The 24,501-nt window shown below is 37.1% G+C and carries 18 protein-coding genes; 13 read left to right on the plus strand and 5 right to left on the minus strand.

What is annotated here, in order from left to right; all coding sequences use genetic code 11:
- Positions 1–40 precede the first annotated feature (40 nt).
- Together ACJJVU_RS09905 and ACJJVU_RS09910 are read left to right on the plus strand one after the other, a co-directional pair.
- Entirely contained in the window at positions 41–364 is a 324-nt protein-coding gene (locus ACJJVU_RS09905; RefSeq protein WP_405224798.1) for a hypothetical protein, read from the plus strand.
- An 87-nt stretch (positions 365–451) separates the two neighbouring features.
- A complete protein-coding gene (locus tag ACJJVU_RS09910; protein ID WP_405224800.1) occupies positions 452–802 on the plus strand; it encodes a DoxX family protein in 351 nt (116 codons plus the stop codon).
- Here the strand turns inward: ACJJVU_RS09910 and ACJJVU_RS09915 are convergent.
- Complete coding sequence (locus ACJJVU_RS09915; protein WP_405224802.1) at positions 795–1,157, minus strand: DoxX family protein; 363 nt, start codon at positions 1,155–1,157, stop codon at positions 795–797. The two genes, ACJJVU_RS09910 and ACJJVU_RS09915, sit on opposite strands and share 8 nt — an antisense overlap.
- A gap of 132 nt (positions 1,158–1,289) precedes the next feature.
- Here ACJJVU_RS09915 and ACJJVU_RS09920 point away from each other — a divergent pair, with 132 nt between their 5' ends.
- On the plus strand, positions 1,290–1,667 hold the full coding sequence (locus ACJJVU_RS09920; protein ID WP_405224805.1) for a DUF2237 family protein: 378 nt from the start codon (positions 1,290–1,292) through the stop codon (positions 1,665–1,667).
- An 80-nt stretch (positions 1,668–1,747) separates the two neighbouring features.
- On the opposite strand, the gene ACJJVU_RS09925 is transcribed toward ACJJVU_RS09920, so the two are convergent.
- Positions 1,748–3,499: an ABC transporter ATP-binding protein gene (locus tag ACJJVU_RS09925; protein ID WP_405224808.1), complete on the minus strand. Its 1,752-nt coding sequence runs from the start codon at positions 3,497–3,499 to the stop codon at positions 1,748–1,750.
- Positions 3,500–3,583: 84 nt separating this feature from the next.
- Complete coding sequence (locus ACJJVU_RS09930; protein ID WP_405224811.1) at positions 3,584–4,036, minus strand: Dabb family protein; 453 nt, start codon at positions 4,034–4,036, stop codon at positions 3,584–3,586.
- A 239-nt stretch (positions 4,037–4,275) separates the two neighbouring features.
- Here ACJJVU_RS09930 and ACJJVU_RS09935 point away from each other — a divergent pair, with 239 nt between their 5' ends.
- From ACJJVU_RS09935 to ACJJVU_RS09950, 4 genes are all read left to right on the plus strand, one after another.
- Positions 4,276–5,142 (plus strand): RNA polymerase sigma factor RpoD/SigA, encoded by an 867-nt coding sequence (locus ACJJVU_RS09935; protein ID WP_013752207.1) that lies wholly within the window; start codon positions 4,276–4,278, stop codon positions 5,140–5,142.
- Positions 5,143–5,546: 404 nt separating this feature from the next.
- Entirely contained in the window at positions 5,547–6,023 is a 477-nt protein-coding gene (locus ACJJVU_RS09940; protein ID WP_298324956.1) for an RNA polymerase sigma factor, read from the plus strand.
- Positions 6,024–6,059: 36 nt separating this feature from the next.
- Positions 6,060–6,587: a hypothetical protein gene (locus ACJJVU_RS09945; RefSeq protein ID WP_405224814.1), complete on the plus strand. Its 528-nt coding sequence runs from the start codon at positions 6,060–6,062 to the stop codon at positions 6,585–6,587.
- A gap of 3 nt (positions 6,588–6,590) precedes the next feature.
- Positions 6,591–7,058: a hypothetical protein gene (locus ACJJVU_RS09950; RefSeq protein ID WP_405224817.1), complete on the plus strand. Its 468-nt coding sequence runs from the start codon at positions 6,591–6,593 to the stop codon at positions 7,056–7,058.
- A gap of 8 nt (positions 7,059–7,066) precedes the next feature.
- Here the strand turns inward: ACJJVU_RS09950 and ACJJVU_RS09955 are convergent, their stop codons facing one another.
- Positions 7,067–8,179 carry a WD40/YVTN/BNR-like repeat-containing protein gene (locus ACJJVU_RS09955; RefSeq protein ID WP_405224820.1) on the minus strand — a complete coding sequence of 371 codons (1,113 nt, stop codon included), beginning with the start codon at positions 8,177–8,179 and terminating at the stop codon, positions 7,067–7,069.
- Between the two features lie 69 nt (positions 8,180–8,248).
- Between ACJJVU_RS09955 and ACJJVU_RS09960 the strand changes: the two genes are divergently transcribed.
- Entirely contained in the window at positions 8,249–9,460 is a 1,212-nt protein-coding gene (locus ACJJVU_RS09960) for an RsmB/NOP family class I SAM-dependent RNA methyltransferase (RefSeq protein WP_298324947.1), read from the plus strand.
- Between the two features lie 128 nt (positions 9,461–9,588).
- Here ACJJVU_RS09960 and ACJJVU_RS09965 read toward each other — a convergent pair whose 3' ends face one another.
- Positions 9,589–12,585: a GEVED domain-containing protein gene (locus tag ACJJVU_RS09965; RefSeq protein WP_405224824.1), complete on the minus strand. Its 2,997-nt coding sequence runs from the start codon at positions 12,583–12,585 to the stop codon at positions 9,589–9,591.
- A 158-nt stretch (positions 12,586–12,743) separates the two neighbouring features.
- Between ACJJVU_RS09965 and purL the strand changes: the two genes are divergently transcribed.
- The 5 genes from purL (at position 12,744) to uvrA (ending at position 24,471) form a co-directional block, all read left to right on the plus strand.
- The gene (gene purL, locus ACJJVU_RS09970) at positions 12,744–16,481 is read left to right on the plus strand and encodes a phosphoribosylformylglycinamidine synthase (RefSeq protein WP_405224827.1); all 3,738 of its coding nucleotides are present in this window, start codon (positions 12,744–12,746) and stop codon (positions 16,479–16,481) included.
- Positions 16,482–16,684: 203 nt separating this feature from the next.
- Positions 16,685–19,072: a M14 family zinc carboxypeptidase gene (locus ACJJVU_RS09975; protein ID WP_405224830.1), complete on the plus strand. Its 2,388-nt coding sequence runs from the start codon at positions 16,685–16,687 to the stop codon at positions 19,070–19,072.
- A gap of 130 nt (positions 19,073–19,202) precedes the next feature.
- Complete coding sequence (locus tag ACJJVU_RS09980; RefSeq protein WP_339844567.1) at positions 19,203–20,972, plus strand: AMP-dependent synthetase/ligase; 1,770 nt, start codon at positions 19,203–19,205, stop codon at positions 20,970–20,972.
- A gap of 72 nt (positions 20,973–21,044) precedes the next feature.
- Entirely contained in the window at positions 21,045–21,479 is a 435-nt protein-coding gene (locus ACJJVU_RS09985; protein WP_405224833.1) for a methyltransferase family protein, read from the plus strand.
- Positions 21,480–21,639: 160 nt separating this feature from the next.
- Positions 21,640–24,471, plus strand: coding sequence for an excinuclease ABC subunit UvrA (gene uvrA / locus ACJJVU_RS09990; RefSeq protein WP_405224836.1), 2,832 nt, complete (start codon positions 21,640–21,642; stop codon positions 24,469–24,471).
- Positions 24,472–24,501: the final 30 nt, after the last annotated feature.

Genomic DNA, 24,501 nt, shown 5'->3' on the forward strand with positions numbered 1-24,501 from the left:
TAACTATGATATCTTCTTAACTTTATAAAAAACAAAAGATATGAAAGCACAAGCAAATACCAATAACAAGTTAAAGGAAGACCAAAAGGATACATCATACAACTCTGATATTACGAGTGAAGATCTTAAAGTATTAGGACAAGATATCGAAAGCAATATTCGTCAAGATGGTGGAGATGATGTTGCGTTAACTAATAGAGTAGAAAAAGTTGATTTTTCTGGAAAAGATCTAGACGTGCCTGGACGTAGTGCCGCTAGCAAGAACACAACAAACAGAATTAAAGACGAGGAAAACATGTTATATAGTCAAGGTGGAGAATCAAAAGAGAATCTTGAAGAGCAAAGTGATCAGTATATAAAGTAACCATTTACAATAAATGATAAAAAGCGACCAAACGGTCGCTTTTTGTTTATCTGGAAGTTAACTTTACAATTAGTATATCTTTATTAAATGACAATAGCACATACAGTACTTATAGGATTAATAGGCTTTTCATTCCTTTATTACGGTGTGAGTTGTTTGTCTTCCAATTTTATGACCGCCGAATTTGAGCGCTTTGGACTATCTAAACTACAACGAAAAATTACTGGCGTCGCGCAAATTATAGGTGGACTAGGAGTCTTAATAGGATACTTCTACAAGCCGTTACAAATTGCAGCCCTGATGGGGATTTCACTACTAATGTTATTAGGATGGGGTGTTCGCCTTAAGATAAAAGATACCTTTATAGCCGCTTTGCCATCCTTTGTATTCTTTGTGCTCAATGCTTATCTAGCTTATTATCTGATTTTCCTTAAATAAGAATAATCAATACTGAAAGTGCTAAAAACAAAAATGCAGGAAAAGACTTTTTTAAAGCATCCCCTACTTTCAAGTGCATTGCAATTGCTCCTACCATCATCACCGCAATACCTAAAGCACTATAAAATTCTAAAACTGGTACAAAAATAGAAACTAGAAGCCCTAAAGCAAGTAAACACTTAATGGTTCCTACAGCATTCATCGCCGTTTCTGATAATCCATAATGAGCAAATTCTTCTTTTAAAGAGTTTGCATTTCCTCCTCTCCAAGGTGAAGATTGTCCTTTACGCAATAGCCAAACATTAAGAATGCTTAAACCAACAATACATTTTAAAACAATCGATAAATATTCCATGTGTTTTTTATTTAAAATTAAGATTTTAAGATATGTAAAGGCTTCATTTCACAATAAATATTAATTTCTATCATGAAATTTACCAAGAGATTAAGATTTAAGACCTTTACTTAACAAAATATAAGCAAAATCATGAATGACAACAGTACACCCGCATTAAATATATTAGGCTCATCGTTGATAGGTTGTTGCAGTGATCCTATGACAGGGTATTTTAGAGATGGATACTGTAGGACTGCTGGCATAGATCAAGGTACTCATGTAGTTTGTGCAATTATGACAGAGGAGTTTCTTACTTACACCAAGTCTAAGGGTAATGACCTCTCTACTCCTATTCCTCAGTGGAATTTCCCTGGACTTAAACCTGGCGATGGATGGTGTTTGTGTATTTTAAGATGGCTAGAAGCAGAAAAAGCTGGAGTAGCGCCACTGGTAAAGTTGGCTGCTACAGATCAAAAAGCACTGGAGTACACTTCCATTGATATGCTTAAAAAATATGCATACGATTAAGAATAGGTAGTTTTCTCGTAGTAATTAGACTGTAAACATAGTATAGTGAATCGTTTAATTACTAGCTATTTAAAAAATCACTAAATCTTAGCTTGATACGTGTATAAGTCAAAATACCTTCCTTCTTTATCTATAAGTTCATCATGAGTTCCCTGCTCTGCGATGCGCCCATCTTCTATCACTAAGATTTGGTCAGCCTTTTTTATAGTACTAAGCCTGTGAGCAATAACAATAGTCGTTCTATCCTTTACAAGTTGTGATAACGACTTTTGAATAAGCGCTTCGCTTTCGGTGTCGAGATTTGAGGTTGCCTCATCTAGTATAATCACTTTAGGAGCAGCAAGTATTGCTCTAGCAATGGCAATACGCTGTCGCTGCCCACCAGATAGTTTTACACCTCGCTCACCTATAAGTGTATCAAGTCCATCTTCAAAACGATCTGTAAACTCATTTACATAACCAGCCTTTACCGCTTCCTGTAATCGCTCTTCTGAGGCATCTGGTCTAGGGAACATTATATTGTCCCTTATGGTTCCCTCAAATAGAAATTCATCTTGCAATACAACTCCTAAATGCTTTCTAAAACTAGGTAACTTTACTCTTGATAAATCTTGACCATCTACAGACACCACTCCTTGTTGAGGATTTAAGAATGTTGCAGATAATCCTGCAATAGTAGACTTTCCAGAACCAGAGCTACCTACAAGTGCTACCGTCGTTCCTGCTTTTGCTTCAAAGGAAATATTATGTATCACTTCTTTTCCTTTTTCATAAGAGAAGGATACATTTTCAAATTTTATATCTCCTTTAAAATTTTCTAGTTCTATGTCACGATTACCTATTTCATCCTCAGGTGTCATATTCATTAATTCTTCCGTACGGTCTAATCCTGCTAGCGCCTCTGTAAGTTGGCTCCCTATATTACTCATTTGTACGATAGGTGCAATCATAAAACCTAGCAAGAGTGTAAAAAACAGAAACTCTCCCGTAGTCATCTCTCCTTGTATCATAAAATAGCCACCTATACCCATAATTCCCACAGATGCTAAACCAAGTAAAAATGTAGAACTACTAGACATCACTGCAGTGGCAGTAAGACTTTTCTTAACGTTTTGGAATAATCTATCAACACCTTCTTCAAATGATTTATTTTCTTGTTCTTCTGCACCAAAGCCCTTTATCACTCGCACACCAGATAGTGTCTCGGTGAGTCTTCCTTTTACTTCGGCATTGATTTTACCTCTATTTCTAAAAATAGGACGGATATATTTGAAAGCACGTAAGGCAACATACCCAAAAATGGCTACTGGTAAGAACACAAACAACGTCATTAACGCATTAATACGTATTAATAGCACTAGTGATATAACGGCGGTAATGGTACCTCCCACCAGCTGTACTAATCCTGTACCTATAAGATTGCGCACGCCTTCTACATCACTCATGATACGTGATACGAGGGCTCCAGATTTTGTGTTATCAAAAAAACTAATAGGTAATGACAATACTTTCTTCTGTACCTGAGCTCTAAGTTCTGAGATGAGATACTGTGCTTGCACACTCAATATACGTGTAAGTAAAAATGATGTGATGGCTTGTATAAGAAGCGCAACCCCTACGAGCCACAATAAATCGTATAGTGCAGCCATGTCCTTATTAGGGATAATGTCATCTAGTAATGCTTTTGATTTCCATGGCAACACGAGACTCGCTAGACGACCTATTACGATAAGAATGAGTCCAATAAATACTAGCTTTCGACGTGGCCAGATAATGGTTTTAAATGCAGATGTTATAGTTACTTTACTCTTTTTACTTTGTTCTTTTGACATAGTACAAAACTAGTTATAATTGCGCTTTCGCGAAAGCGTAACTAACCACCGTCATTATATTTGAAAGCTGTAACTATGGGGTTTTTATCTTATGCTAGTAGCATCATACACTATTACTTTTTCCCAAAGATGAGCGCATTCTTCAATAAACATTTTATGTGCAGCCTCATCTTGATATGCCTGCTGATCCTCAGCTGATGCAAAACTCAGCACTAAATTATAAGTAAAGCTATCATCTACAACTTCCCTTGTTGCTCTAGGGGCTGTACCTATAAACTGTGTTTTTGCATATAACGAACTATCCAAGAAAGTGCGCAGGGACTTTTCAAAAAGTTGCTTATCCTCCTCGTTGGTAGGGTCTTTAAACCAAAAATACACGATGTGGGCATAATTTTCATTAAACGCTGTCTCGCTATCTGTTGAGATAATGACATTATTCTTGATCGCAGCAGTACCCACAGTAGATTCCTTTTGATCGCAAGAATTTATGAAAATGCTGAAAATGAAAAGAATAATGAGTTGCTGTTGTATTTTCATGCGCTATAATTATGAGTTAAATGTAACAAATCTTACCTTTGTACGTTATATATACTCAATAATAGAGTTTATTCTTTATTATAACTTTATCATATCTTAAAATTATCATAACGTAATTTTTACTAGTCTCGGTTTTACTGGGTTTAGAGCATATTTTTTAACAGTTTTAGTTAAATACTTGCTTTTATGAATCATTTAGGTTATAATGGGGTAATACTCACTTAATACAAAGACAATACATGAGACAACTCAAAATCACCAAGCAGGTTACTAATAGAGAGACGAAATCCCTGAACAACTACCTTCAGGATGTGAGCAAGATTGATTTAATTACTGCCGAAGAAGAGGTTGAGTTAGCACAACGTATTCAAAAAGGAGATGAGAGAGCACTAGACGCTCTTACAAGAGCAAATCTTCGTTTTGTAATATCTGTAGCAAAACAATATCAAAATCAAGGTTTATCCCTTTCTGATTTAATTAACGAAGGAAATGTTGGGCTTGTAAAAGCAGCAAAACGTTTTGATGAAACTAGAGGTTTCAAATTTATCTCATATGCCGTATGGTGGATTAGACAATCTATCTTACAAGCTATTGCAGAGCATGCACGTACGGTACGTCTTCCTCTCAATAAAATTGGTGAGATAAGTAAGATTAACAAAGCAATGGTTTACTTACAGCAGGTACACGAGCGTAAGCCTACCTCTGGAGAAATTGCAAAGTATCTTGACATATCTGAAGAAAAAGTAAAAATCTCACTTAAAAACGTAAGTCGTAGTTTAAGTATGGATGCTCCTTTTGCCGAAGGTGAAAATGATAACAACTTATATGACGTTTTAAGTTCTAGCGAGTCACCTCGTCCAGATAGAGAGCTTATGCAAGAGTCTTTAAGTATTGAGATCAACAGAGCACTTGATACACTTACAGAGAAAGAAGCAGAGGTTGTACGTTTAAACTACGGTCTAGGTAATCAACCAGCTATGACGCTTCAAGAGATAGGAGATATTTTTGATCTAAGCCGTGAGCGTGTACGCCAGATTAGAGAGAAAGCTATCAAGAGATTGCGTCACACTTCTAAAAGTAAAATTTTAATGAAGTATTTAGGATAATCTCCTTAATTACATTACAACATAAAAAAAGCCCGTTTTTACGGGCTTTTTTAGGTTAAGTAGGTTAGATATTAATGCTAGCTTTGGGGCCTAGACACTAAAAACTATTGTAAAATCAACTTATGAATTGGGGATTCTAATTGACCATCTTTTAATGATGATTCAAATATAAAACCCTTAATTCAATCCCACAAGCTATTTGTGTATTTTATCGTAATTAAATGCATTTTATCGATATTAATAGTATCTACATGTTAATATCTGCCAATTAAGACTACAGATTGTCATCTGGATTAAACCTTTGAGTACATTAGAAGTCTTATAGTTAGTTAAAAACGTATCTCATAGAAGAGCAGGACCTCATACTCGCATTACAGCAAGATCCAAATAATGGATCATTTGCTATGTTACTTGATAAATATCAAAAGCCATTGTATTGGCATATACGAGGGATTGTAAAAAATCATGAAGACGCAGATGATGTGCTTCAGAACGTCTTTATTAAAGTGTATAAGGGTATCAAAAACTTCAAAGAAGATAGTAAGCTCTATACCTGGTTATACAGAATTGCTACTAATGAATCGCTAACGTTTTTAAAAAAACGTGCTCGACATTTACAAATTTCAAATGAAGAGCTTCAAACGCGTATTGTAGAGAACCTAGAGAGTGATGTCTATTTTAATGGTGACGATATACAGCTAGCGTTAGAAAAAGCAATAGCGCAATTACCAGAAAAACAACAGCTAGTCTTCCAGATGAAGTATCATCAAGATATGAAATATGAAGATATGAGTGAAATACTTGGAACTTCCGTAGGAGCTCTCAAAAGCTCTTACCATATCGCTACAAAAAAAGTAACCGCCATATTACAAGCAGATTAAACCTTTTGACTTTTTAAGAGTCTTATTTATAGAACCGTGAAAACAACAAACAACATACCGTCTAAAAGAGGTTTTAAAGTTCCTCAAGATTACTTCGACACTAGTCGAGAAGTAATTCTTGATAATATCACTTTAGAAGCATCATTATCTAGCTCAAGTAATGAGCGCTATGATATTCCTGATGGATATTTTGAGAACTCTAAAAACGAAATGCTTGCTACGCTTTCGCGAAAGCTAGAAGAAGAAAGCATACCAACTCAAAAAACTGCTACTAAAGTAATATCTCTTAAAAGCTATTACTATTCCATTGCGGGAGTTGCGGCTGCCCTCCTACTCTTAGTAAGTATTGTTTGGTCACAACTAGATACAACGGCTGGAATCGAGAGTATTGCTATTGCAGAATATCTTGATGGCGAAGCAGGTGATCTTGAACAAATAGAATTTGCAGATTGGTTATCTGATGATGACATTGATGCGCTTCACAACGATATTGCCTTAGACGAATCAGTTATTATAGACTATCTAGATGATCGCACAGATAGCTACCACTTTTACTTAGATTAAATTATGAGACTACTTATAACATTTATAATTACCATTATGATCACTGCGACTGCAGTAGGTCAAGAGGAAGATAGAAATTCAAAAAAAGAAAGAATACAAGCACTTAAGGTTGCTTATATAACAGAAAAGCTATCGCTTACTCCAGACCAAGCACAAGTGTTTTGGCCTATTTACAATACCTACGGTGAGCGCATGTCTGAGATTTATAGCAGAGAACGTAAAGTACTTAAGGAAACCAGAGATCAATTTGATACTATGGATGAAAGCAGTGCAAAAAACACGCTTGACAACATTCAGTCTTTTGAGCAACAAAAACTTGATGCTAGAAAAGCACTGTTTGTGAGTTTAAAAAATAAGCTCTCTTATAAAAAGACACTTATACTTCTCAAAGCCGAAGGAGATTTTAGACGTGATTTATTACACAAACTTCGTGGTGATAAAGATGGAAAGCGCGATCACAGAGAACCATAATAACTCTCTTATCTTTTAAAATTAAGCCTTGCTAGTGCGTTTTTTCCTCCCGCATAAGCTGTAGAATCATTTGCAAACCTTACAGTCAAGAAAGGCGCGTCAGATAATTGTTTCCATGAAGCACCTGAGTCGCTTGAATATGAAATACCTGTAAATCCAGCTGCAATGATTTCTTTTCCATTTGAGTTAGGAACATACTGAACACAACTTTTATAGCCATCATTTTTACCAGAAGCTGTAACTATCCATGACTTACCACCGTCGCTTGTCATGGCTATATTGTCAATATTATCTTCTGGTGTAGTATAATCACCTCCGTATATAATACCTGTTTTATTGTCATAAAAATCCATGGTATAAGCACCTTGAGTATCTTTTCCTTGAGCTACTGGAACGTTATAAATACTCCAAGAAAACCCTTTGTTTGCAGAATAGTATATTCTAGACGTACCGCCACCGGTAATAATCCATGTCTCGTCGCCTATGGTTTGAATATTAGTATTACTAGCAGCAAAAGCTCCTTCTTTTTCTAGTTGATTAGGCAATGATCCACAATCTAGCTTTCCCCAAGTAGCACCACCATCCCTTGTAACAATAATAGATAAACAACCGTTTACAGAATCCCCTATCGCGATTCCCTCTTCCTCATTCCAGAAAGTCATAGCATCATAAAAAACACCATCTTGTTGCTCTGTATATACTAATGAAACCTCTTTGCTTGTTCTATCATAACGATATAACAATGCTGGGTTTTCAATAGAGAGTATGTAAAAAGCCTTGCTCGTACTAGCTATACTTCTAAAAGCTGGGTTTTTACCCAAAAAGTCTATTCTACCTTTATTAGTTTCCTTAAACTGTGAAGCCATCGCAGCATCTGTAGACTTGGTTTTATCAAGATTCATCTCATAAATACCATAGTGACCGTCGCTACCTGCATACATCACTGCATCGTGAGCTACTTCTAGAGCACGTATACTTGTACTGTCCTGATGTAAAAATTCGATATCCACTTTCGTGAAAACTTGAGCATCCTCAACAGCAGGAGATTGGTCATTGGTTTTTACATCCTTACAAGATGTAATAAGAAGAAATAAAATGAAAAAAGTAGATAGAAAACGCATTGTCAAAATTTTAGTAAAAATAGCACTATTACCTAAAGAACCAATACCTTTACACCCTCAAAATAAAGTATGAAATTACACAGAAATTTAGTCTTTGCCGCAGTTGATGCACTAGGGATGATATTTAATGACGGAGAACAAGCTGATAAGGTTTTAAGAAAGGTTCTCAAATTTGACAAAAGATGGGGATCCCGTGATCGCGGTTTCATTGCAGAGACAGTTTACGATATCGTGCGCTGGCAACGATTATACTCAGAAATTGCAGAAGTAAAAGCACCATATAGTAGACCTAATTTATTTAGGTTATTTGCTGTTTGGGCTACATTAAGAGGTATTGAAGTTCCAGACTGGAAACAAATGGAACCTATACCTACTCGAAGAATAAAAGGACGTTTTGACGAACTTTCAAAAATCAGAAAGTACAAGGAGTCTATTCCGGACTGGATGGATGAGATGGGAGAGAAAGCACTTGGTAAAAAATGGGCTTTAGAACTTGCAGCTTTAAATACACAAGCACAAGTTGTACTTAGAGCAAATACGTTAAAAACTACTCCAAAAGATTTAAGAAATACCCTTGCAGATCAAGATATAGATACTCGATTATTAGATGGGTATCCAGATGCCGTAGAGCTTGTAGAGCGTAAGAATGTATTTACCACAGAAGCTTTCAAGAACGGTTTCTTTGAAGTGCAAGATGCCTCATCTCAAAAAGTGGCACGTATGCTTGATGTAAAACCAGGAATGCGCGTAGTAGATACTTGCGCAGGTGCTGGAGGAAAAACACTACACCTAGCAGCCTTGATGGAAAACAAAGGGCAGATTATCGCCATGGATATCTATGAAGGTAAACTTAAGGAACTTAAAAGAAGATCTAAGCGTGCTGGAGCGCATAATATTGAGACTAGAGAAATCACCTCAACAAAGATTTTTAAGAAACTATATAATACGGCAGACCGCGTATTGATCGATGCGCCATGTACAGGCCTAGGAACTATTAAACGTAATCCTGATCTAAAATGGAAATTGCAGCCAGAATTTATAGATAAGGTTGTACAAAGACAAGCAGAATTACTAGAAAGCTATAGTAAAATCGTTAAGGAAGATGGAAAAATGCTTTATGCTACTTGTTCTATCTTACCTAGAGAGAATCAAGAGCAAGTGCAAGCCTTCCTAGCTACAGAACAAGGTCAGAAGTTTCAACTTGATAAAGAAGAAACAGTAAGCCCTGCAAAAACTGGTTACGACGGATTTTATATGGCATTGCTTTCGCGAAAGCAATAAAAAAACACCTCAACACTACTCTTATTTATCAAAGAAGAGTTCTGAGATTATACTTAATGAAAAAGCCTTATTATCGATTGATAATAAGGCTTTTTTTATGTGAATAAATCTAATCTAAGAATTAAAATCTACTGCACTATAATCTTCTTAGTTTTAGTAAATCTGCCCGTTTGATCATTTACTGTTACTATATATACTCCTGAAGAGAGGTTAGCTAAGTTCAATAATACTCTAAAACCATCATTACCTCTAGCTATTGCTTTATACGTTAATTGCTGCCCTAGAAGATTAGAAACACCTATATACACTTTACCATCATAATCTGTTGGCAATTGCACATCAAATTGATTCTCTTCTACTGATGTAATGACTAAGTCTGTAGTTCCTTCTAGGAAATCATCAATGTTTAATGTATCATCTATAGTAACCGTATAATCCTGCACCTCCCCAAAACGGAAATCTGAACAAGGATTATTAATATCACCTGGCTCTCCTCCATCGATGGCCTTTGCTCGTAATATATGACTTCCCAAAGGTGCATCTAGTGGAATTACCAGATCAAAACTATCTAGCGTATTTGCTCCTGGGAAAGGAACGCCTTGAATCAATTGTTCTGACTCTTCAAAAATGAAATTATCATTAAAATCAATCCATACCGAGAGCACTTCAATACCTGCTCCTGCATCATAATTATGACGCGCTTGAAGTACGTATTCATTTTGACCAGCTACATTACTTAGTGTTGTCTCAAGATCTGTACGATCTGCATAACCTTGAGGCCCGTTTGAAGGCTCTGTATTACACCCATCACCACCATCATCTACATTGATGGTGTTTAATATAAATTGCTTAATTCCGTCTGCCTGGCATCCATTACCATTAGGCTCTGTCGCTCTAGGCATACAAGAGTTGACTACTTCTGTAGTTGCAATATCATTTGTAGGATCTTGATCATCCACGCTATTAGTTCTTGCTTCTAACTGATAGGTCGTAAATACTGTAATATCTGCTTGGACTGCAAATGAGAATTCTTCAATCGCTCCAGGAGCGATGGCGCCAGTAAAAGTTTCTACTACAGGAGTTCCGCCGTCTATGGTGTATTGTACTTCAAAATCTGACTGCGCATTTGCTCCAAAATTCTTGACACGAATAACTACTATTTCTTGTGACAAACCACCAGCCGATTCTGGTGAAATGATACTCACGACTCCAAGGTCATTTTCAAATAAGTGTGTTACTGTTTTTACAGCATCATTATTTACTGGAGCTTGATCTGTAGCTAGACTAGTTTCTGCAGCTATTATATATGATTGTCCTTGTACAGATAAATCTACTGTGGTTGTAAATTCAAATGAGCCGTTAGAATTAGGAGCAATAGGCCCAGCAATAACCTCATTGGCTACCACTACCCCATCTAATGATAAAGAAATAGGGATATCTACTTGTGCATCTGTACCAAAATTTCTTACTGTTACTTGAACAGTTTCAGTACTTGTGAGATTTCCATCTACTGGAGAGTCGATAGCAATTACACCAACGTCACTAGTAAATCCATCAGATAATCTAAAAGAAGCTATCTGCGTATCCCAAAAATTGGTTGCCGAGAAATATTCTGCCGTATGCCAAAAAGAAAAGTCATTTGGATCCATTGTTAAATGTGAGTAATCTCCAAAACGATTAGAAAAAGTTTGTATTCCAGAACCTTGTATAATGATAGCTTCACCCAGTGTCATCTCACCAGAAGTATCACCATCAAAACGCCCTGTATAACTGATTCCGATAAAATCACTAGCGCTTCCTATATTAAAGGCTAGTCCTATGTTTCCTTGAGCATCCATTGCACCACTTCCCATAAAACGACTTTTTCCATCCTCAGGAGCATAAGTTCCTTGCTGGAAAACACTCCATGGTTCTGTATCACTGTTACGCAACTCTGTCCAGCGTATTCCTGATCTATCATTTCCGTCTACATCTACATTAAATGTGATAAGCCATGAATTATGATCTTCAAAACTTCTATAGTTTGCAGCATAAGAAATAACACCTCCTATCATATCTATTTTTTGATTAGATCCAGGCTGCGCCAGATCTCCCTCTCCAAATTCTCCAAAAACTGAATCAAAAGGAGCAACTGGTATTTCTAACGGCATTGATACCGTTGAGTTTCCAGGCTCGTCAAAATTCACGTCTAGTTCCCAAACTTTTAAATGATCTTCTGTTATCGCTCCACCCCAACCATCATCTTGTAAATAAACAATATAACCTGGTGCATCTTCAGGGAATGTAAAACCTGTAAGGTTTGCTGGTTCTGGGCTAAAAACAGTAGCCGGGTTACGCACAATACCAGGAAGATTAAAACCAACTAAAGTAACGTTATCCTCTCCTGCAAGCATTGCTGCTCTATCAAGAGCATAGGTCGTATTCCCTTGATTTTTATTTGCCGTTAAGTAATACGCATCTGGCCACACAGCATAATGCGGATAATCTGGAAAAGCATCTAGTTGAAATTGATATAAGAAATAGGCACCAGTAGGATCTGGAGTTTCAGAAACTCCGATTACAAGAATATTATTTAAACTCGCAACATTAGAGGTTTGAAACTGGCTAACAAAAAAACGATCTGCTAGTTGGTCATACATAACAATAGGATCTCCTTGATTCTGTCCATTTCCTAGAAAATCTCCTAATGAAACAGGCCCTAAGAGTAATGACCCTTGTTTATCATATATGTTAATGACACTATTTACTCCTTGTACGTAATGATTAGGCCCCACCGCTCCAGAAGGATCTGGTGGTGTAAAATTAGATTGTGAAGAATTTCCTCCTCCAAAATTTGCTTCTGTTTCAAGCATCATGAATTGCCCCGTAGTAAACTGAGCAATCGGGTCTGCACCTAGCGGTAATGCTTGGTCATTTACTTTTCTATTTCCTCGTAAGTTATTAGGAACAATCGTAATCTCTGAGACTCCTTGAGATTTATTTGCATTAATTATTGGTAAATCTCTTAGTGCTGCTGTTTTACCTACAAAGTTTCCTGTAGTAATCTCAGAAGGTGGCAATAACTCCTGCGCAGTGAGATAAGTAGAAAATGTAATTAGTAAAAGAAAAAGTAGTTTGTTCTTCATGATCTAGGGGTTTTCATTAAAGGTAATGTTTTAACTAGTTCTCTACAATAGTTAACAACTCGTTAAAAGAACAAGACAAAGAGATATTATCCTACCTATAATATCAATAAATATTGTAGTAAATTTACTTCCTTAAACAACGCAACAAAACCAATCGGATGATCCACTTCTTTGGAAACCCTCAAGGCACTGTTTACGCAGTACAAAGTACACAAGCATTTACACAAGATGATACCGCAAAGCTGGTATGGCTTTTCGGCAACTCTCATAAAATTGAAGCGTCTCATATTGACGCTTTTTTTATTGGGCCACGAGCCGCTATGATAACTCCGTGGAGTACTAATGCTGTTGAGATTACCCAGAATATGGGAATTTCAAATATTATAAGGATAGAGGAGTTTCACGCTTTCGCGAAAGCGGACTCTTCATCACAACAAGTTAACACGAATCCTTTTCCATCTATAGAAGATGCTACAGGCGTGGTTACAGAAAACACTCCTGATTATGATCCTATGATCTCTCAAGAGTACGCAGCTTTAAATCAAGATATTTTTACGGTTAACGTTACTCCAGAACCTATTTTATCTATAGAAGACATTGCCGCATATAATGAGCAAGAAGGTTTATCGCTAAGCGATGAAGAGGTTGCTTACCTTGATGGTGTTGCTGCCAAAATAGGCAGACCACTTACAGACTCTGAGGTTTTTGGTTTTAGCCAAGTCAACTCGGAGCACTGTCGTCACAAAATCTTTAATGGAACTTTTGTTATAGATGGAGAAGAGATGCCTTCTTCCCTATTCAAGTTGATAAAGGAAACCTCAAAAGCAACTCCAGGAACAATAGTTTCTGCATATAAAGATAATGTTGCTTTTATAGAAGGACCTAGAGTAACACAGTTTGCACCAGACACTGCAGATAAGCCAGATTTCTATACAGAGAAAGATTTTGACTCTGTTATTTCTTTAAAAGCAGAAACACACAACTTCCCAACTACCGTAGAGCCTTTTAACGGAGCTGCTACAGGTTCTGGGGGAGAAATACGTGATAGACTTGCGGGTGGTAAGGGATCACTTCCACTTGCTGGAACAGCTGTATACATGACTCCGTATTCTAGACTTGAAGAAGAACGTCCTTGGGAGCATGGAATGGATGCTCGCAAATGGCTTTATCAAAACCCGATAGACCTACTTATTAAAGCTTCAAATGGTGCTTCAGACTTTGGAAACAAATTTGGACAGCCTTTAATCGTAGGATCAGTTCTTACTTTTGAGCATCAAGAAGACGGTCAGCGTCTTGGGTATGACAAAGTAATAATGCAAGCTGGTGGTATTGGTTATGGTAAACGTGAACAAGCACTTAAAGATACTCCACAAGATGGTGACAAAATTGTAATCTTAGGTGGTGAAAATTATAGAATAGGAATGGGTGGTGCTGCAGTTTCAAGTGCAGATACTGGAGCTTTTGACTCTGGAATCGAGCTTAATGCGGTACAACGTTCTAACCCAGAAATGCAAAAACGTGCTGCAAATGCAGTACGTGGTATGGTTGAGAGTGATGTTAACCCAATCGTATCTATACACGATCATGGTGCTGGAGGGCATCTTAACTGCCTTTCTGAACTTGTAGAAGATACTGGAGGTCTTATCGATCTTGACAAGTTACCTGTAGGTGACCCTACCCTATCTGCAAAGGAAATTATAGGAAACGAGTCGCAAGAACGTATGGGACTTGTGATAGGAGAAAAAGATATCGATATGCTACAACGCATTGCAGATCGTGAACGCTCACCTATGTATGAAGTAGGTGATGTTACAAATGATCATCGTTTTACTTTCAAAAGTAAAACAACAGGCTTAAGTCCTATGGACTTGCACCTAGATGATATGTTCGGGAGCTCTCCAAAAACTATAATGACAGACAAAACAGTTGTTCGTAATTATAAAAACCCAGAATATCAACTTGAGCATTTCCACGATTATCTAGAGCAAGTATTGCAACTAGAAGCTGTGGCTTGTAAAGACTGGCTTACTAACAAAGTAGATCGCTGTGTAGGTGGTCGCGTTGCAAAACAACAATGTGTCGGACCGTTACAAATACCACTTAACAATGTGGGTGTGATGGCACTTGATTATAAGAGTACAGAAGGGATTGCTACGTCTATAGGACATTCTCCGGTTTCTGGTCTTATTGATCCTGTAGCAGGAAGTAAAAACAGTATTGCAGAAGCACTTACAAACATAGTATGGGCACCTCTTAAAGATGGTTTACAGTCTGTAAGCCTTTCGGCAAACTGGATGTGGCCTTGTAAAAATGAAGGAGAAGATGCTAGACTTTATAAAGCTGTAGAGGCAATATCTGCAATGGCAATCAATCTTGGGATTAATGTTCCTACCGGTAAGGATAGTCTCTCAATGAAACAAAAATATCCAGATGGAGATGTAATTGCTCCTGGGACTGTCGTTATTTCGGCAGCTGGAAATTGTAATGACATAAATAAAGTAGTAGAGCCTGTTCTTCAAAAAGACGGTGGTGCTATTTATTACATTAATATGTCTGGAGATACTCATAAACTAGGAGGATCTAGTTTTGCACAAGTGTGTCACGCTATTGGTAATGAAGCGCCAAGTGTTGTGAGTGATAGCGCTTTCGCGAAAGCGTTTAACACCATACAACAACTTATTAAAGATGATAAAATTCAAGCTGGTCATGATATCGCTAGTGGCGGACTTATCACTACCCTACTTGAACTTTGTTTTGCAGATGTAAACTTAGGTGCAAACCTAGACCTGACTGCACTTGGAGAACAAGATCTTATCAAGTTACTTTTTTCTGAAAATGCAGGATTAGTTTTCCAAGCAGATGCATCTGTTGAAAAAATACTTACTAATAATGGTGTTGCATTCTCAAAAATAGGAACAGTAACAACCACTGCAGAGCTTACAATCAAAAATAGTGGCGTAGAATTAGGTCTTAACATTGCATCGCTGCGCGATACTTGGTTTAAGACTTCTTATTTACTAGATAATAAACAAACGGCAAATGGTCTTGCAAAAGACCGTTTTGACAATTATAAAGTACAACCATTACAATATACGTTCCCTGTAAACTTTACAGGAAAAAAACCAGCATTAGACACTAGTAAAGCTAGACCCAAAGCAGCAATCTTACGTGAAAAAGGAAGTAACTCTGAGCGTGAGATGGCAAATGCGATGTACCTCGCAGGTTTTGATGTAAAGGATGTACATATGACAGATTTAATCTCTGGACGTGAAACACTAGAAGATATTCAGTTTCTTGGAGCTGTAGGAGGATTTTCTAACAGTGATGTATTAGGTTCTGCCAAAGGATGGGCTGGAGCCATAAAATATAATGAGAAAGCAAATAAAGCGATTAAAAACTTTTTTGCACGTGAAGACACACTCTCTGTTGGTATCTGTAATGGTGCCCAACTTTTCTTAGAACTTGATCTTATAAATCCAGATCACGAGAAGTTAGCTAAATTAAAACACAATAACAGCCGCAAGCACGAGAGCAACTTTACTTCTGTAAAGATTGAAGAAAACAACAGTGTGATGCTTTCTACGCTCGCTGGAACTACTTTAGGCGTATGGATTTCTCATGGTGAAGGTAGATTTGATTTACCTATGGGAGCAAGCGCATATGATATTGTAGCGACCTATGGTTATGAAGGATATCCTGCAAACCCTAACGGATCAGACTTTAATACAGCGATGATTTGTGATACTACTGGTCGTCACCTTGCAACGATGCCGCATATCGAGCGATCTACATTCCCATGGAACTGGGCGCACTACCCTGCTGCAAATAATGATGAGGTAAGTCCTTGGGTTGAAGCCTTTGTAAACGCAAGAAATTGGGTTGAGAAAAACTCATAATATTATATACTTCAAATTACAGAATGCCTCACTTATCACTAAGTGAGGCATTTTTTTTTATAAAATCTTGTAATTGAGTTACATAATATTTCAACGAGTATATAATTTGTAATACTGTTTATATATTACCGACTAGGTAGGACAATTTGATTGCAGCTTGTTTTATCTTTAGTTGCACGTATTCAACCAAGTAAGACACTTTAATGCTCTTTAAAAAACTACCAATTATTGTTTGTATATTTTTCTGTTACGCTTTCGCGAAAGCGCAACAAGAGACGCCACAATATAAACGTGTAAAAGTATTTTTAAATCAAACAAAAACGCTTGCACTATTAAACCAAACTGGTGTTGCCGCAGACCACGGAATACATAAAGATGGTACTTTTATCATCTCAGACTTTTCATTACAAGAGCTGGAAAAAATTAGAAATGCAGGTTTTCAATTCGAAACAATTGAAGAAGATATACAGAAAGCCTATAAAGAACAATCAACACGATCCACCATTGCCACTCGCAATGTAGCTTGTAGGTCTAGTGATGCTGTTGCTTATGAAACTCCTGCAAACTTTAATCTAGGATCTATGGGTGGCTACTTGACATATCAAGAACTACTCGATGAACTCGATGACATGGCTGGACAATATCCAGACTTAATAACTGTGAAAGCTCCTATAAGTAACTTTCTTACGGAAGGCCTTACAGATGATGGTGTCACGCCGTCCATAGGAGGAAATCCTATTTACTGGTTAAAAATAAGCGACAATCCTAACAATGATGAAGCTGAGCCAGAAGTACTCTATACATCTATACATCACGCCAGGGAGCCTATGTCCCTCATGCAGCTGGTGTACTATATGTGGTATTTACTTGAAAATTACGATACTAATGATGAGATACGAGCCATTGTAAATAACACAGAACTCTATTTTATACCAGTTATAAACCCAGATGGTTACTTATATAATGAGCTAACAGATCCTGAGGGTGGCGGACTATGGCGTAAAAATAGAAAGAATGGACATGGAGTCGATAATAATCGCAACTATGACTACCATATTAATGGTAATCCCAACGATGGTAGTTGGGGCGGTCCAGGATCTTCATCAAATACAAATAACCAGACTTATCATGGTTCGGGTCCATTTTCTGAAGTAGAGACGCAAGCAGTAAAATGGTTTGTTGAGCAGCATGATTTTGTGATTGCTCTTAATAATCATTCTTTTGGCGAGTTAGTATATTATCCTTTTGGCTATGCAGATGTGGACACTCCTGATGATGATTTGTTTCAAGGAATTGGAGGAGCACTTACCTCAATGAATGGTTACAACGCACTTAATGATTTTCCTTTTGCTGGAGACAGTGACGATTTCATGTATGGAACCGTGGGAACTCATGATAAAATTTTTGCTTTCACCCCAGAAATAGGAACCTCATTCTGGCCGCCTGCAAGTACAATAGTAAGTACTTCACAAAATATGATGTTCCTTAATATTACGGCTGCACAAATGGCAGGTAACTACGGCGTACTAGAAGAGACATCCCCTACATTTACAGGGGAGTCTATTTCACTTTCTACTTCTTTTGATGTAAAAAGGTTTTCTGTAGAAAATACAGGAGACTTTACTATTACCTTATCTTCTGTATCTTCTAATATTATTGATGTGGGAGCGCCAGTTACATTATCGAATTTAGCACCATTACAAACTCAATCAGGAAGTATTGCTTATTCCCTATCTACAAATATTGAAGTGGGTGATACTATTGAATTTGATCTAATTATAAACAACGGCCTTTTTGAAAAAGAAGTCCGCGTTAGTAAAATATACGGTAGTACAACACAGATATTTTATACAGATGGAAATTTGCTCGCAGATTTTGAATCTACAAGTTGGGGAACCACGAGTGCAAGCTTTGTTTCACCTTCCTCTTCAATAACAGATTCGCCTTCTGGTAATTATAGTGACAACACTAATAATTTCATAGAACTCACACAGTCTTTAGATCTCACAGAAGCAACTACGGCTACAGTAAGCTACTATGCAAGATGGAACATAGAAGATACATGGGACTATGTGCAATTTGAGATTTCTAAAGATAATGGAGCTACTTGGGAGTCACAGTGTGGCAATTTTACTACTACCGGGACAAATATTCAGCCTTTAGGAGAACCTTTATATGACGGTGTTCAAGATGATTGGATACTGGAAGAAATTAATTTAAGTGATTATATAGGAGAAACTATTAAGGCAAGGTTTAGTTTGCGCACAGATGGCGCGGTAACACGTGATGGTTTTTATGTTGACGACTTATCATTCTCTATAATATCTGGTGAGCAATTACACGTAGATAGTGAACAATTTTCAAAAGCTTTTGAGATATTTCCAAACCCAGTTTCGAATCATCTCAATATACGCACATCACTAGCTTCATATACGACTAGTGTATATAATGTTTTAGGTCAAAAAGTGACTACCTCCCTCCAACAAAGTGGAAACACAACCGTAGACTATAGTGTTTTGCCTACGGGAATGTATTTTTTGAAGGTAGAAAACACAAAAACGAGCACTATTTTTAAAATTGTTAAAAAATAAGTTAAAACGCATCTTAAAGAAAATCAAAGGTATATCGCACTTTGATTAAAAATCCTTTCTCATTTTATGAATATCTCAATAAAAACCGTGCAATTTTTCCTATTTTGTAACACTATATAAAAAGCAATCTATGGAAATTACCAGACTTTTTGATTTTCCTTATTATCAATTGGAAAAATTTAATCTCTCAGACGCACTCAACACCAAGAAAAATGGTGTCTGGGTTGCTACGTCTACTCAAGAATATATCGATCAAGCAAATGCTATAAGTCGTGGTCTATTACGATTAGGTGTTAAACCTAATGATAAGATTGCTGTTATCTCTTTGACTAATCGCACAGAGTGGAATATTTGCGATATAGGAATTTTACAATTAGGAGCTCAAAACGTCCCTATTTATCCTACCATTTCTGAAGAGGACTACGCTTATGTACTCAATCACTCTGAGTCTAAGTATGTATTTGTATCATGTAATGAAGTACGTGATAAGGTAATGGCTATAAAAGATAAAGTACCTTCTCTTATTGAAGTATACTCTTTTGAAGAAATTAATGATTGTAAAAACTGGTCTGAGGTTCTAGAGTTAGGAGCAGATACTTCTAATCAATCAGAAGTAGATGCTCTTAAAGCTGCTGTAACCACTAAGGATCTTGCTACGCTCATATATACATCTGGTACTACTGGCCGTCCTAAAGGGGTAATGCTTTCTCATGAGAATATTGTGAGTAACGCACTTGCTAGTGCATACCGCCTACCTCTTGCCGAAACAGGAATGAGAGCCCTAAGCTTCTTACCTGTATGCCACATTTATGAACGTATGTTGATGTATTTATATCAATATAAAGGTGTATCAATTTTCTTTGCAGAATCGCTGGAGACTATAAGTGATAACTTAAAAGAGGTGAAACCTCAAGTTATGACTGCAGTGCCACGTTTACTTGAGAAAGTATATGACAAGATTATTGCAAAAGGAGCTGCACTTACTGGAGTAAAGAAAAAATTATTCTTCTGGGCTGTAGATTTAGGTCTTAAATATGAACCATATGGTCAAAATGGCTGGTGGTATGAAAAACAGCTTGCACTTGCTCGCAAACTCATATTCTCGAAGTGGAAAGAAGGTTTAGGTGGCAATCTTGATCTTATAGCTTCTGGAAGTGCTGCATTACAACCACGACTTGCTAGAATATTTAACGCTGCAGAGATGGGCATCATGGAAGGTTACGGACTTACGGAGACTTCTCCTGTATGTTCTGTAAATGATATGCGCGATGGAGGATTTAGAATAGGCACTGTAGGTAAATTGTTGCCAGGTGTTGAAGTTAAAATCGCAGAGGATGGTGAGATTTTAGTAAAAGGACCTAATGTAATGATAGGTTACTACAAGGATCAAGAAAAAACAGAAGAGGTATTAAAGAACGGCTATTTCCATACTGGTGATATAGGTCACATAGATGAAGATGGTTTCTTAAAGATTACAGATCGTAAAAAAGAGATGTTCAAAACATCTGGAGGAAAATATGTTGCTCCTCAACTTCTAGAAAATAGATTTAAGCAATCACGTTTTATAGAACAAATCATGGTAATAGGAGAAGGGCAGAAAATGCCAGCTGCTTTAATACAACCTAACTTTGAATTCTTAGAAGAATGGGCAAAAATGAAAAACGTAAGCTATTCTAATTTAGATGAACTTCTCGCATCAGAGCGTGTTCAAGATCGCTACCAGCAGGAAGTAAACGAAGCTAATGAAACATTTGCTAAATGGGAGAAAATTAAAGCTTTCCGTCTTACGCATGACGCTTGGACAGTAGAAGGTGGACACCTCACTCCTACTATGAAACTTAAACGTAAGATTATTAGAGAGAACTATATTCATCTCTATAATGACATTTACGATTTATAACATTAAAAAAGGTTGCGCATTGCGCAACCTTTTTTGATTAGAGCAGTTTCTATCAAAAAACTCTATCCGTTTATGTCTCTATACTCACTAGCACTTGTATTATCTCAGTTTAGCTTAATTTTCCTCATCATATGGAACGCGCAGTCCGTACATTGGGATCTACCCTCTTTAAGTGTACAACTACTAGGCATATTTATAGCTCTTTGGGGCATTTACAATATCAGAATAGGAAATTTCAATATTCAGCCAGAGGTAAAGTCTGAGGTTCTTGTAACTAAGGGAATCTTCAACATTTTAAGAAACCCCATGTACACGGGAATCCTATTAGTTTTTCTGCCTGTGGTTATAAGAGGTGACCATCCGTTTCTCTGGATTTGCTATGTATTATTATTTATCGTCCTTATTCTCAAGATATATAAGGAAGAGGCTTTCTTGGAGGAAAAATTTGGTCAGTCTTATTCAGTTTACAAGGCTCGCACATGGAGAATATTGCCATACATATTCTAATATGACTAGTGGTTTGAGAATGATTTTGTGGGTTATTTACGCTTTCGCGAAAGCGTAACAACCACTACTACCAATACCGTTAATATTAACAATCTCTTATAGTGCTACTCTCTTTCTATTTAGGGCGCAAAGCGGTAAATTTGTTGCTTTGTAAAAATGTATGATAGATCACGAAGAACGTATTGAAGTTTATGGTGCTCGCGCCCACAACCTGAAGAATATAGATGTAATGATACCGAGAGAAAAACTCGTTGTAATTACAGGATTATCTGGAAGTGGAAAGAGTTCGCTAGCTTTTGATACCATCTATGCAGAGGGACAACGTCGTTACATAGAAACGTTTTCTGCATATGCACGACAGTTTCTAGGAGGATTAGAACGTCCAGATGTAGACCAAATTCTAGGCCTTTCTCCAGTTATTGCTATCGAGCAAAAAACTACTAGTAAAAGTCCGCGATCTACGGTGGGAACCATTACAGAAATTTACGATTTTTTACGTCTCCTTTATGCAAGAGCGGCAGATGCCTACTCTTACAATACTGGCGAAAAGATGGTAAGTTACAATGACGAGCAAATACAGAAGCTCATTACAGAGAGTTTTGAAGGTAAAAGGATTAACATCCTCGCTCCTACCATACGCTCGCGTAAAGGGCATTATAGAGAGTTATTTGAACAAATTGCAAAACAGGGTTTTGTTAAGGTTCGTGTAGATGGTGAGGTTAAGGATATTGTAAAAGGATTAAAAGTAGACCGATACAAAGTACACGATATTGAGATTGTAGTAGATCGCATGCTTGTAAAGAAAGGTGATGACGATGACAAACGCTTGCGCGAAAGCATAAATACCGCAATGTATCACGGTGATGATGTGTTGATGGTGCTTGACCAAGACACGCAGGAAGTACGTTATTTCAGCCGAAACTTGATGTGTCCTTCTACAGGAATCTCATATCCTAATCCAGAACCAAATAACTTCTCCTTTAACTCCCCTAAGGGCGCTTGCCCTAATTGTAATGGTATAGGAGAACTATACAAAGTAAACCCTAAAAAGATAGTTCCAGACCCAAAACAGTCTATTAACGCTGGTGGACTAGACCCCCATGGACCTAAGAAGAACAACTGGATCTTTAAACAACTTCAACTTATTGCAGAGAGGTTTGACTTTAAACTCACAGACCCAATAGAAAAAATCTCTAAAGAGGCCATGGATTTTATATTCTATGGTGGAAATGAAAAGTTTTCTGTTTCTTCAAAGCAATTAGGTGTTACTAGAGATTATAAAATTGATTTTGAAGGGGTAGCAAATTTTATTGAAAATACCTTTAATGATAGCGAGTCTACTTCGCTTGTACGTTGGGCAAAAGGATACATGGATAAGGTAGCCTGTCCTGTATGTGAAGGATCAAGATTGCGCAAAGAATCACTCTACTTTAAGGTTGATGATCGCAGTATTGCAGACCTTGCTTCTATGGATATTCTTGAATTACAAGAGTGGTTTAAGACAGTAGAAAAACGACTCTCTAGCAAGCAATTACAGATTGCATCTGAGATAATTAAAGAAATAAACTCAAGAATACAATTCCTTGTAGATGTAGGACTTACATATCTTAACTTAAATAGAAGCTCTAAGTCATTATCTGGAGGAGAAGCGCAGCGTATCAGGCTCGCTACACAGATAGGGTCGCAACTTGTAGGCGTGTTATACATACTAGATGAACCTAGTATTGGGCTACATCAACGTGATAATGAAAAGCTTATTAATTCGCTTATTTCTCTGCGTGATATAGGTAACTCTGTCATCGTTGTAGAGCATGATAAAGATATGATTGAGCGTGCAGATCACGTGATTGATATAGGACCAAGAGCAGGACGTTTCGGAGGAGAAATTATAAGCGAAGGGACTCCAGAAGATTTGCTTAAGCACCATACATTAACAGCACAATACTTGAATGGTGAGAAAGAAATTACCATCCCAAAACAACGCCGAAAAGGAAATGGTAAGTTTATAGAGCTTAAAGGAGCGACAGGAAACAATCTTAAAAATGTTTCTATTAAAATTCCTTTAGGTAAAATGATTGCTGTGACAGGAGTATCCGGTAGTGGTAAGTCTACGTTAATTAATGAGACGCTCTACCCTATCATGAATGCTCATTATTTTAATGGTGTAAAAGTACCTATGCCTTACAAGAGCATCAAGGGACTTGACGAATGTGATAAAGTAATAGATATCAATCAAACACCTATAGGGCGTACACCTAGATCTAATCCTGCAACCTACACTAAAGCCTTTGACGAAATTAGAAGTCTTTTTGCAAAGACTCCTGAGGCGCTTATACGAGGTTATAAACCTGGACGTTTTAGTTTTAACGTTACTGGTGGTCGCTGTGAGACGTGTAAAGGTGGAGGTTTAAGAGTGATTGAGATGAACTTCTTACCAGACGTTTATGTAGAGTGCGAGACCTGTCAAGGAAAACGTTTTAATAGAGAAACCTTAGAAATTCGTTACAAAGGAAAATCAATTTCTGATGTTCTTGAGATGACTATGACCGAGGCAGCAGAATTTTTTGAACCTATTCCAAAAATATATCGCAAACTTAAAACGATAAAAGATGTAGGATTAGGCTATATTACGCTAGGACAACAGAGCACAACCTTATCTGGCGGTGAAGCGCAGCGTATTAAACTTGCGTCTGAGCTGAGCAAGAGAGATACTGGGAATACCTTTTACATACTAGATGAGCCTACCACAGGACTTCATTTTGAGGATATTAGGGTACTAATGGATGTACTCAACCGTCTTGTAGATAAAGGAAATACCATCCTCATTATTGAACATAATCTTGATGTTGTAAAAACGGCAGATCACATCATAGATATAGGATATGAAGGAGGAAAAGGTGGTGGCGAGGTAGTTGCCATTGGTACTCCAGAACAAATAATTAAAAAAAATAAAGGATACACAGCCCAGTTCCTAAAGAAGGAAATGGCATAAAGCTATATTTACAATATGGTTTTAAATTAA

The organism is Dokdonia sp. Asnod1-B02 (genome assembly GCF_045063955.1).
Taxonomy (GTDB): Bacteria; Bacteroidota; Bacteroidia; order Flavobacteriales; family Flavobacteriaceae; genus Dokdonia.

What these genes read in the sequence shown, in the direction of transcription:
- uvrA (WP_405224836.1), top strand. Translation starts at nt 21,640, where the DNA reads ATGATAGATCACGAAGAACGTATTGAAGTTTATGGTGCTCGCGCCCAC.
- ACJJVU_RS09975 (WP_405224830.1), top strand. Translation starts at nt 16,685, where the DNA reads ATGCTCTTTAAAAAACTACCAATTATTGTTTGTATATTTTTCTGTTAC.
- ACJJVU_RS09910 (WP_405224800.1), top strand. Translation starts at nt 452, where the DNA reads ATGACAATAGCACATACAGTACTTATAGGATTAATAGGCTTTTCATTC.
- ACJJVU_RS09955 (WP_405224820.1), bottom strand. Translation starts at nt 8,179, where the DNA reads ATGCGTTTTCTATCTACTTTTTTCATTTTATTTCTTCTTATTACATCT.
- ACJJVU_RS09925 (WP_405224808.1), bottom strand. Translation starts at nt 3,499, where the DNA reads ATGTCAAAAGAACAAAGTAAAAAGAGTAAAGTAACTATAACATCTGCA.
- ACJJVU_RS09950 (WP_405224817.1), top strand. Translation starts at nt 6,591, where the DNA reads ATGAGACTACTTATAACATTTATAATTACCATTATGATCACTGCGACT.
- ACJJVU_RS09935 (WP_013752207.1), top strand. Translation starts at nt 4,276, where the DNA reads ATGAGACAACTCAAAATCACCAAGCAGGTTACTAATAGAGAGACGAAA.
- ACJJVU_RS09915 (WP_405224802.1), bottom strand. Translation starts at nt 1,157, where the DNA reads ATGGAATATTTATCGATTGTTTTAAAATGTATTGTTGGTTTAAGCATT.
- ACJJVU_RS09930 (WP_405224811.1), bottom strand. Translation starts at nt 4,036, where the DNA reads ATGAAAATACAACAGCAACTCATTATTCTTTTCATTTTCAGCATTTTC.
- ACJJVU_RS09965 (WP_405224824.1), bottom strand. Translation starts at nt 12,585, where the DNA reads ATGAAGAACAAACTACTTTTTCTTTTACTAATTACATTTTCTACTTAT.
- ACJJVU_RS09980 (WP_339844567.1), top strand. Translation starts at nt 19,203, where the DNA reads ATGGAAATTACCAGACTTTTTGATTTTCCTTATTATCAATTGGAAAAA.
- ACJJVU_RS09905 (WP_405224798.1), top strand. Translation starts at nt 41, where the DNA reads ATGAAAGCACAAGCAAATACCAATAACAAGTTAAAGGAAGACCAAAAG.
- purL (WP_405224827.1), top strand. Translation starts at nt 12,744, where the DNA reads ATGATCCACTTCTTTGGAAACCCTCAAGGCACTGTTTACGCAGTACAA.
- ACJJVU_RS09940 (WP_298324956.1), top strand. Translation starts at nt 5,547, where the DNA reads ATGTTACTTGATAAATATCAAAAGCCATTGTATTGGCATATACGAGGG.
- ACJJVU_RS09920 (WP_405224805.1), top strand. Translation starts at nt 1,290, where the DNA reads ATGAATGACAACAGTACACCCGCATTAAATATATTAGGCTCATCGTTG.
- ACJJVU_RS09985 (WP_405224833.1), top strand. Translation starts at nt 21,045, where the DNA reads ATGTCTCTATACTCACTAGCACTTGTATTATCTCAGTTTAGCTTAATT.
- ACJJVU_RS09960 (WP_298324947.1), top strand. Translation starts at nt 8,249, where the DNA reads ATGAAATTACACAGAAATTTAGTCTTTGCCGCAGTTGATGCACTAGGG.